This window comes from Candidatus Cloacimonadota bacterium (genome assembly GCA_020532355.1).
Taxonomy (GTDB): Bacteria; Cloacimonadota; Cloacimonadia; order Cloacimonadales; family Cloacimonadaceae; genus UBA5456.
In genome coordinates this window covers 1-10,894 of the sequence record JAJBBD010000087.1, presented here as the reverse complement: position 1 = coordinate 10,894, position 10,894 = coordinate 1, and the positions used below count along the sequence as shown (strand labels likewise).

4 protein-coding genes are annotated in these 10,894 nt (G+C 40.5%); all 4 read left to right on the top strand.

Going from position 1 to position 10,894, the window contains the following annotated elements; translation table 11 throughout:
* Positions 1–59 precede the first annotated feature (59 nt).
* The 4 genes from LHW48_02835 (at position 60) to LHW48_02820 (ending at position 10,718) form a co-directional block, all read left to right on the top strand.
* Entirely contained in the window at positions 60–3,986 is a 3,927-nt protein-coding gene (locus tag LHW48_02835; GenBank protein MCB5259395.1) for a chitobiase/beta-hexosaminidase C-terminal domain-containing protein, read from the top strand.
* Between the two features lie 13 nt (positions 3,987–3,999).
* Positions 4,000–4,752 (top strand): hypothetical protein, encoded by a 753-nt coding sequence (locus LHW48_02830; protein ID MCB5259394.1) that lies wholly within the window; start codon positions 4,000–4,002, stop codon positions 4,750–4,752.
* A 98-nt stretch (positions 4,753–4,850) separates the two neighbouring features.
* Positions 4,851–9,605: an AAA family ATPase gene (locus LHW48_02825; protein MCB5259393.1), complete on the top strand. Its 4,755-nt coding sequence runs from the start codon at positions 4,851–4,853 to the stop codon at positions 9,603–9,605.
* Positions 9,606–9,698: 93 nt separating this feature from the next.
* Positions 9,699–10,718, top strand: a complete 1,020-nt coding sequence (locus tag LHW48_02820) for a formylglycine-generating enzyme family protein (protein ID MCB5259392.1) — start codon at positions 9,699–9,701, stop codon at positions 10,716–10,718.
* Positions 10,719–10,894 lie beyond the last annotated feature (176 nt).

Below are 10,894 nucleotides of genomic sequence, written 5' to 3'. Positions count from 1 at the left end.
CATAACCGAGAGATATTGGATGCAGTATCGAATAGCATCATAGAGATTAGGAGGAAGAAATGAGACTACTGAGATATTTAATCTTACCTTATGCAATGCTGCTCATGCTATGGATGAGTCTATCGGTACTGCAGGGACAAGCTTTGTTTCTAATGGATGAATCTTTAGTTACACATCCGCAAATCGATTCTACGGTTGATCGAGATGCAATTAGTGTTAGATTTGAGCCATTAGCGGGCTATTGTTATCTAAATACACAAATTAGGATTTTGACTACACCAGCTATTGTAGATTCGATCAAATATACTACAGATGGGAGTGATCCCTCAAATACTAATGGACTGGTGTATAATGACACAATCAGGGTGCAAGTGATTGAAGAAGCGCTAAATGCTCAGGATGTCTTTTTGCTAAAGGCAAGAGCCTACGGTATGGGGATTGAATCCAACGTCTATACTTCACAATATACTGTTCATAGAGTGACTACACCGGTGTTTAATCCACCACAAGGACTTTATTATGAACCCCAGACACTAAGTATTACCTGCGATACCCCTGGAGCGCAAATTCGTTACAGGATTAATCAAGGGCTGGAACAGATATACAGTTATCCAATTCAGTTACTTCAGTCCTGCACAATTAGCGCTAAAGCAACAAAAGATAACTACTTGGAGAGCCACGGGCAAAATGCTGAGTATCTGATTACCGGGACTGTCAGCGCTCCCGAGTTTTCACCAGATGCTTTTATGATTGCGCAGGGTAGTTTCGTTTTCTTATCCTGCGTTCCTGACGATGCAGATATATGGTACACCTTTGATGGAAGTGAGCCTTCAGTTAATGGAGGTACGTCCAGCTTGTATGATAATGGTACTGGCATCCCTATTAATGGCGAAACGGGCAGCATTATAGGAATCAAAGCTAAAGCGTTTAAGACGGATTGGATTCCCAGCCCAACCACGGAGAAATACTACCTGATTGATGGAGATATTGAGCCTCCATCATTTAGTCCCTCTCTAGATTCCGTGTACACTGCTCCTTTGCACATATCAATTACATCCAGCACCCCAGGTTCTCAAGTTTACTATAATATCAATTCAGACGAGTCTCCAGATCAAAATTCGGAGCTCTATTCAGAGGCAGTTTACATTGACAGCACAAGCATGATTAAGGCTAAAGCCTATCATCCTTTACTTGGATCAAGCGATGTATCGATAGCAAATTATTATATCACAGGAACCGTTGCTACACCGAATATTGAACCCCAAGGAGGTGTATATCCGATGGCGCAAGAGATTGGTATCGAATGCGCAACACCAGGGGCAACAATAAGATATACATTAGATGGCTCAATCCCTGAAAACGATGAGGATGGTTTTGAATATGAGGATGATCGGTTTACCTTACCCGAAAACAGTTACACAGTTGTGACTGCCAGGGCATTTAAGGATTCGTGGATACCAAGTAGCGTGGCAGTGGAAGCATATCAGATAACCGGAACGGTTGCAGACCCCAGTTTTTTCCCAGAGTCAGGCACAGTGTTTACCAGCGCAGATTACGTAACAATTCATTGTCCAACAGTTGGTGCAGAAATCTACTACACGGTTAATGAAACATATACCGAGGACGAACCAACTACAGATGATCTTAAATATCAAGGTCCAATACACATTACGCACGACTGCTTGATAAATGCTAAAGCCTTCCTGGATTTATGGAACCCAAGCAGCACTGTACGAGCAGACTACATTGTCACGGGGACACTTCCAAAGCCATACTTTGATCCTCCCCAAGGTCTGTACTATGAACCAACGGACGTAATGATTCTCTGCTCCGATGTAGACACGACCATTTATTACAGAGTGAATGAGGCGGATACTACTAAGTATCAAGATCCCATTACTGTCACAGATAGTTTAACAGTGATAACAGCTTGGGCAGCAAAGGCATTCTGGGCTAACAGTGCTGAGGTGTCTGCTCAATACAGAATTACTGGAACCGTCTCTACCCCAGAGTTTAAGCCTTCTCAGGGAGTATTTACTGAACCCACGAACGTAAAAATCTCATGCGATACTTATGGCGCAATGATCAGGTACACTACAGATGGATCAGAGCCCACCCTTAAGTCTCTTGCTTATACTGCACCACTTGAGTTATGCACTGGGAGCAATGTCACTATAAAGGCTAGGGCTTATCGAGAAGACTGGATTGAGAGCCCCGTTGCAAGTGGGGAATACATAGTAACAGGAAAGGTAGAGTCCCCAACTTTCGATCCCTCTGCTGGGTTATACTATGATCCCGTTCTTGTATCAATGCATTGTGCAACTAATGATGCGAAAATTAGATATACTCTGGATGGAAGCGATCCCACTCCTGATTCTGATAAATACGAAAGCCCTCTTGAGCTAAATTATGACTCAGGATCAGTAACAATCAAAGCGAAAGCGCTTTTAGATAACTGGATAGATAGTGATGTTACATCGGTGGAGTATACGGTAACAGGTATCTTGGAGGTTCCCATCTTCTCTGAAGATGAAGGTACATATCTGAATCAACTAGATCTAAGTCTGGAAGCCGTTGAGGAAGCCACTATTATGTACTCCATCAACTCTGGGGAGTATGTGCAGTATGTAGAGCAGTTATCGTTATTGCCAGGCACATACACTATCAAAGCATACGCAAAGAAACAGCATTGGTTACCAAGTCCCGAGATCCAGAATACCTATCACATCATGGCATATGAGGATTCAATAGCTCTAAATCATACATGGACTTTTGGTGGAAAGGAAGAGGATGATTACTTGTTAGTGGGACTTCCTGGAGAGCAGTGGACACCAATCAAGAATCTGATGCAGGGTAAACCCTTTGTTGATTGGTCGGTTTACGCAAATGCTCAAGGTCAAGATGATGAGACAGATTTAACTCCGTGGACTGATACAGATGAATTCGACTTCCGGCCGGGTATCGGTTTTTGGCTATTGAGTAGGAACAAAGTGGTTGTTAATCAGCAAGCTGTTCCTAATGTGACTCTCAATGATGAACTTAGCTATAGCATTACAGTCCGTTCTGGGTGGAACATTATCAGCAATCCCTTCGATAAACTAGTGTTATGGAGAGCAGTGAAGGAAAGAAATTGTGTGAACACTGATCTCTTTGACTTTCAGAATGGAGTTTTCATGCCTTCCCAGCTAATGCTTCCTTTTAAAGCCTATTATTGGTATAATCAAACCGATATAGATAGCCTGATGATCGCTATAGATGACTCACCCATGCTTGATAAGGGGGATATCTTTGCCAAAACCGTCAGTTGTCAAGTAACTGAGCTTTCCAGTGGTAAAGTCAGCGTGGTTGAAATGGGAATTTCAGATCATGCATCAGATGCCATGGATCCTTGGGATCAGCCCTATCCCTTGCTAGGCTTTAACAGTTTTGCCGCTTGTATTGGAGACAACAACCTATACAAGGATTACAGGCAAGGCCCAAATCAAAGCTTTGCTGTTAACATCCACTCCGAAAATGAGAGTGAGATTGAGTTAAATTTTCAGATTGATGGTACTTACCCAGGCATAGTACTAATGAATGATTTCGATGGCTCTGTATACGAGTTAAGGAATGGTGTATCGATGGTATTTCCACCACACCAGAAAAAATTTAGAGTTATCACTGGAGACAATGATTATATTCAACATCACAGTTCTTGGGAAGCCCCAGAATTAATTAAGCTATACCAAAACGCCCCAAACCCCTTTAAGAAAAGCACCAATATCATGGTGTATACACCGGAAAAGGCATCCGTGACGATTCAGGTTTACAACATTAGAGGACAGCTAGTTCGGACGTTAGCAGATTCTCAATCAAAGGCTCCAGGCAATAAAGTGTGGAACTTTAATGCAGAATCTCTACCAAGTGGAGTGTATTATTGCCGACTAACCTGGGTAAGCGACAATCAATCCGGAAGTGAAACAAGAAAAATGCTGTTTGTTAAATAATGGAGATACAGTTATGAAATGGATAATAAATATACTATTTGTGATGAGCATTATCTGCCCATCATACTTGCATTCAGTGAAAACATATAGGCTTTCGCCATCAAATGGGTTTAACTATACCGCTTTGAAGCCAACCTTAGTTTCAAGGGGCTACTCTGGAGCCTTAGCTCCATCCACGCAGAACACGCATTTCTTTTATTTTGTAGACCTAAACTACGGTAGCATCGAAGATGATTTTGTCAAGCAAGCATTGCAACATGCCGACAACTCGTATGTCTTCATCATTGAAAAAGTAGATAAACCGTATGGGCATAGAAGCAGCGAAGAGCTTGTTCTTGAACCTAAGAACAAAAAGAAACTAGTTATGTGGTTTTATCCGAACTCGCAGAATCAGTGTAAAACAATCGTTGAGGCTGTCCGTCAAAACTTTGTTGACACAAAGCAAGCTCATGTGCTCTTAGCCGACATAAGTCGAGAATTACTGCATACACATAGGATAAGTATTGACTATGAGAACACTTTCCCGACTTCCCCGCAAACATCGAAGGTCGATCGTGATCCTGAACCAGTTCTCCCTCCCCCTCCCCTGGATGTATTCAAGAAGTATTTAAATAAAACAACTACGGTAGTCAAAAAACATCCACTAGAGTCATCGCTATTGGGGGGGGTAGTGTTAAGCGGAACAATATATCTTATAGCTAGTTCAGGAAGGGAAAAAGGTACTAAGTTACCTCCACCACCAGGCCATCCAAATCAATCGGAATAAACTTGCGATTTGATATGTTTGCTATGGTTATAACAAAAAAAACACTAACCAGAATGATGCAGGGTTTGTCCTAGCATTAAAGAAAATGGGGTAAAACGATGAAAGAAGCTGGTGTGCCACTCAGAAATCTATTTCTTTATATCAGGGATATATATGATGTTTCAGAGATTACTTATGAGTTTACGCAGGAGAAAGGAAATCATAAGATGGAGGGATTGAATTACTGGAGCATAGCTAAGTTATTGGAACTCCAATCTATATGTGAAGAGAAAGGAATGAAAGATTTGACCCTGTCTCTGAGTTCATCTACTAATGACATTGATGGCGACCAATTATTACTTCGAATAAGGCCAATAAGCAAGATTCCTGATGAACCCATCCCCCCAGATCAATTGAGGCCATGGATACTCTACAATCGACAATCCGGAGGTATTCCCTCCATCGAGTGTAAAGAGCCAGCCAATCCATTTGAATGGTTTGCAGAATCAGAACAAAGACAGCTGGATTATGAGAATTTCTGTTTAGAGGTAGGTGATAAATACCTTTATGATCTCTCGGGAATTCCCTACTCGCTGGATAATTGGGTATACTTGGAAAATGGCAGAATACGCAAAATAGAAAAAAAGAAAATCAATATAGACATGAGCAACACAAATTTAATCGGGGCTCAGTATGCAGAGTTCAAGCGTAAATTCGAGAATCACTACGACAAACATTGGATCGCTCACGTTATAAACGACCTTTATCACGCATTTCACAGTCTTTACTATCACCTTAAGGGTAGAGATAATAAGCAATTGTGCCTTTCTTTTGGGCTTGTATCAGGAGTTATTGGAGGTGTTCAGTATCGCAATTTTTCTTTTCATGTTCCTCTAACACTCAAATTGAAGAATCGAGCATTTGAGATACACATGGATTCATTTAATACGAGGATTCATGGCGAGTGTAATTATGTGAGCCTTTTAGAGAAGCATTTAAGCAACATGTCCTCTGAGAGTATAACGGCAGTTCGACAATCAATTCTTGATCAAGTTGATGAGTTCAACTCAAAGAAGCACGCATTTGTTTTCGATCCTGAATACATTGATTCAGAGTTTATGTGTGCAGCCAAGGATTGGATAAGATATTTTCCAGATCAACAAGTCGTACCTTACTTACATAGCAAGCCTAGTGCATTAGATGGCTCTCGTAAAGATCATGATGACTTGTTGTTGAACTATGGTTTTTATCCCACTGCTGGCTCTGACAATATCCAATTGAGCTTTTCCCCAGTCATTCAAACCAGAATTGTTGAAAGCTATTCAGCCATTTCCAGGGACGCATCTCGCATAGTCAGGACTATTGATATGCTTGAATCGCAGGGGCAAACCCAGAAGATCCCGCCCTTGTTTAAAAAGATGTTTGCTTTAAAAAACTGTGAGGATGCAGATATCCAGGGCAAAAACAATCATATCAGAGAAGAAGACTTTCTCTTTCCTTTGCCATACAACAATGAGCAATTGGAAATAGTTCAAAGACTGAGTGAAGACGATACTGTAATTGTAAAAGGCCCTCCAGGCACCGGTAAAAGTCATACCATAGCCAATATAGCTTCGCATTATGTAGCCCAGGGCAAATCCATACTTGTAGTTTCTCAAAATGCTCAAGCTCTCAATGTAGTAAGAGATAAATTGCCAGAAGAAATTCGCTCACTAGCTGTTTCTTTTTTAGGGCAAGGGAAAAGCAATGAAATGCTGAAAAACTCTGTGAACTCAATCATTAGAGCTCTTTCAAGCAGCTATTCAGAGACATATAATGAGTTGCTGTTCAGTGATCTGTCAACTCTAAAAGCAAATTATGTTTCCTCCAAAAATGATCTAGTTGCAAGAATCCAGGCAAACCAGAAGTTATTCAGAATTGGAAGTATCCCCGAGATGTTCTGTAGTCAGGGAGAAGAATCGGGGGGTTGGCTAAAATCGGCTGCTGACATTGCTGAAATATACTCTAGGCATACTTGTATTGTAAATCCGATCAAAGACAATGTGAGTTTCGATGAATCACATATAGACGAAATCCACTTGATTGAGAACATGCTTAAAATGAAAGGATTACTCAAGCCAGAGGAATATGCGTTGTTTGAACTGGATTGTGTTTCTGATGAACACATACTGAATCCGGATGAACGGAGTAAAATTATTTATCAGGTAAAAGCTATCCAGGGGCAGATTGACATCAAGCAGTACGATAGGAAGTCACTAGACGTATTCGATGAGGTATTTTTTGGTAATACATTCAGGTTTTTAGGGTTATGGGAGGCATTGGAATCAGACTCGCTTTGTCAGGAGATAATGAATTCATCTAAGTTCGATTTTCAAAGTATGAAAACTATCTACAATCGGTTTTCCGAACTCAGAGAACTCATCAGCCAGAGGGAGATCGAATTTGTTGATTACTCGATAGAAGTCCCCAACGATATAAACGGCGATATCAAACCAATGTTATCCTCAATTGATAGCTTAATAGCCAAACATGGTAACTCAAATAGTTTGAGTCCTATTGCAAAGGCTCTTCTGCCAAGTGCGCAGAAGAAGATTTTTGCCTGCAAGATAAACTACTCCTATGTGGTGACACGTGATGATGTAAAGTTAGTACGGGAGTATTTGCAAAACCTCCATGACATTAGAATGGTGATAATTGCTTTTTCGAATTACCTGAATATGCTAGGGGTTCAGGATAGCATATCTGGCCTTGATGATATCAAACCCCTGGATACTGTTTACCGCTACTTTGATACGCTAGAACAGCTAAATGAGATGTTGGCAAATCATAATCTGCCCGTCATCAAACCTGAAGAGGAAAATGCGCTCAATTATGTTAAGCATCTCATGGGCTTGAAGCGATACGCAGAATACTGCGAGCTTATGGATACTCTAGCAGGATATGCTAATGAGTATCGGACATACAACAATACTCATCCGGTCATGAGATCTATGGCAGAGTCAATAATTGCTACTGATTCTGATGAATACAACAGCCATTATGCAGATTACATCGCTTTTATGAAGCTGCATCCCAAACTGCTCATTTACCGTAAAGCCTACTATGAAATGCATAACTTATTGCCAGATACAGCTGCACACATACATCTCCAGTTAGTAGAAAATGAACAGCTCAACGAACTTAATGAAATAGCCTCGTGCATGTTTTTAGCCAGGTTGAGATCAATCCTTGTTTCCTGCAGTGAGTCAATTGGAAACATAGAAAACTCGATTTTAAATTTACACAAATTGCGCAAAGAAATAATGAAAAAGACTTCAGAACTTGTGGCATACAATGCTTGGTATCTTAAGTCTAAGAGCATATCAGACTATCAAAAATCTGCTCTTAACGCATGGTTAAATGATCTAACAAACATCGGAAAAGGATATGGGAAAAACACGGCGAAAAACTTGGCCTCAGCCATAAGGAATATGGAAAAAGCAAAGAATGCAGTTCCGATCTGGATCATGACTCTTTCAGATGCAATAACCTTCTTTCAAGATACAACTCCCAGCCAGTTTGATTTGATGATAATTGATGAAGCTAGCCAATGCGACTTTAGTGCCTTTAATGTCGCATTTAGATGCGCCAAGTTGATCATTGTTGGAGATGAAAACCAGACTGCTGTCGCTATCGACTCATCGAAATTTCCAATCAAAAAGGTAAGTCATTTGCTAGATTTACACTTGCCAAAGCACGACTATAAAGAGCAATTCAATGTAACAAACAAATCTAATAGCATATACTCAATCTGCTCTGTGTTGTATCCGAACATAATCACTTTGTTTGAGCATTTCCGATGCCTTCCAGAAATTATCGGATTCTCTAACAAATGGATTTACAACAACGAAATTATCCCCCTTCGTTCTTGCGCGGACTATCCTTACGGAAATCCTGTAGAAACCTTCTATATTGATGAACATACTAAAGACGATAGTAGACCAAAACTTGTAGAGGAAGCAGTTAAGTATATCGAGCTGCTACTTGCCAATGTTCCAGAAAACTCAAAGTATCCAACAATCGGAATCTTAACATTGGATAGTTCAAATACAAAGCATCAAAAGGCGCTAATTAATCGAATGTCTCAAAGCGAGTTAATTAAACAGCACGAAGAGGAGATTGAACTGGTGATAGGGACATCCAGAGAATTCCAAGGAGATGAACGTGATATCGTGATAATGACAATCACAACTAGTAGTGCTGTATTGAACGAAGACAGTACAGTTTCACACAGAGTGCTTCCCAAAATCAGTAGTGAAGAGTATATGAGGATATTTAATGTAGCTTCGAGTCGAGCCATGTTTAAATCTGTCTTGTTTCACAGCATAAGCTTGGATACGGTTCCTCTGATGCAAACTGATTGCTGGAGAAAACGGATACTGGATTATTACCATAACATCAAGCCAGTTTATGAGATAAATCGTGACAGCATAGAATCAATAATGGAGAAGCTAGATAACAACCTAGGTGATTTTGGCAATCAAATATGTAGGTTCCTCTATGATTCTGGATATCGAAACTGCCTTTTCCCAGGTTATAAACTCGGTAAGTACAGTATAGATATTGCCATTCTTAATAATGAAAAAACTCTAGCTATTCAATGTGATGGTTACGAGTCTCTATTAGGTTCTGACAACATCGACGCACATAGAGAAGGATCGGAGCTTCTTAATAAGATAGAGAATCAGATGGTACTGGAAAGGGTTGGTTGGAAAGTTTATCGGATACAACGGGTGCAGTGGTTTTACGAGAATGAAGTAAGTAAAATTAAGCTGCTTAGATGGATAAAAACCTACATTGAACCAGTAAAACAGGTCATGAACAATGATCGTTAAGGCTGCAAATCAGTCTAGCTCACTGGGCAATTATAAGTATCAGAAGCTATATGGATATTACCCAAAACTAAATTCGTTATGGAGAAGCATATAATGACAACCACAAAAATTTCAAATAGATCCTCACTGCAATTGGCAGCACAATTATTGTGCTTGCTTTACATCTTGTTATTAGCATTCTCATGCAAGCAGCAGGAAAACTCCCTGTCCACTGATGTTGTTGATATGGTTTTCGTTAAGGGTGGAGCATTTGAACTACAAGCGAAATCATACGATTACATAAATGGGGAAAAGATTGATACTATGCCAATACCAGCTACACAGGTAACCGTATCAGATTTCTTGATAGGCAGATATGAGGTAAGCTTGTCAGATTACATTGAATTCTTATCAGATACAGACTACGTGTCTCGTTGCTTACTGGGCAGAGGTGGCGTGTTTCATCCTGATCCAGAGTTCGTATATCCGGACACATCTATTGTTACGGATGTATTTTACTTATTCAATAATGAATTGTATACTACTGAATATGCCAATTATCCTGCAGGAGCAATTACATGGGATGACGCCATTGCCTATTGCAACTGGCTAAGTAAAAAAGACCGATTGCAGGCAGTATACACAATCTATGATCGAGGTCGAGTTGGGCCAAATGATGATGAACCAAACAAATGGGAAGTGCATGTAGATTGGAATGCTAATGGTTATAGACTTCCCACCGAAGCGGAATGGATGTATGCTGCTGCTGGAGGGGAGAAGGGGCATAAGTATGTATATAGTGGAGGGAACAATGTGGATGACGTTGCAGTGTATGGCAAGAACTCAGGGTGGGGCGTAAACAGAAGGGGAAGTAAATTACCCAACGAACTGGGCATTTACGATATGAGTGGCAATCTCAATGAATGGTGTTGGGACTACTCCGCTAACCGAGACGATTATACTCCCAATCTTCAAGATCCTAAGGGGCCTGAGAGTGGGACTAACAGGGTTTTCCGGGGAGGAGCATGGAATGACGATGAATATTCCTGCAGATTAACCGTTAGATTCTCGAAGAGTCCGTTATCCGGCCATTTCTATGATGGGTTTAGGATTTGCAGAAATGCCCAAAATTGATTTTGTGAATGCTTGATTGAAAGATGATATCCCTCAGTATCAGATGTGCATACCGTTTCATAAGATTCTGATTGGGCAGATCAAATAGATATGGATACACTACCTGTCGAAAGACTTTATATAGATTGTAATGTGTGAGGATAATTCAAATCTCAAATTATCCTAGAAACAAGCTG

What these genes read in the sequence shown, in the direction of transcription:
- LHW48_02835 (MCB5259395.1), top strand. Translation starts at nt 60, where the DNA reads ATGAGACTACTGAGATATTTAATCTTACCTTATGCAATGCTGCTCATG.
- LHW48_02830 (MCB5259394.1), top strand. Translation starts at nt 4,000, where the DNA reads ATGAAATGGATAATAAATATACTATTTGTGATGAGCATTATCTGCCCA.
- LHW48_02825 (MCB5259393.1), top strand. Translation starts at nt 4,851, where the DNA reads ATGAAAGAAGCTGGTGTGCCACTCAGAAATCTATTTCTTTATATCAGG.
- LHW48_02820 (MCB5259392.1), top strand. Translation starts at nt 9,699, where the DNA reads ATGACAACCACAAAAATTTCAAATAGATCCTCACTGCAATTGGCAGCA.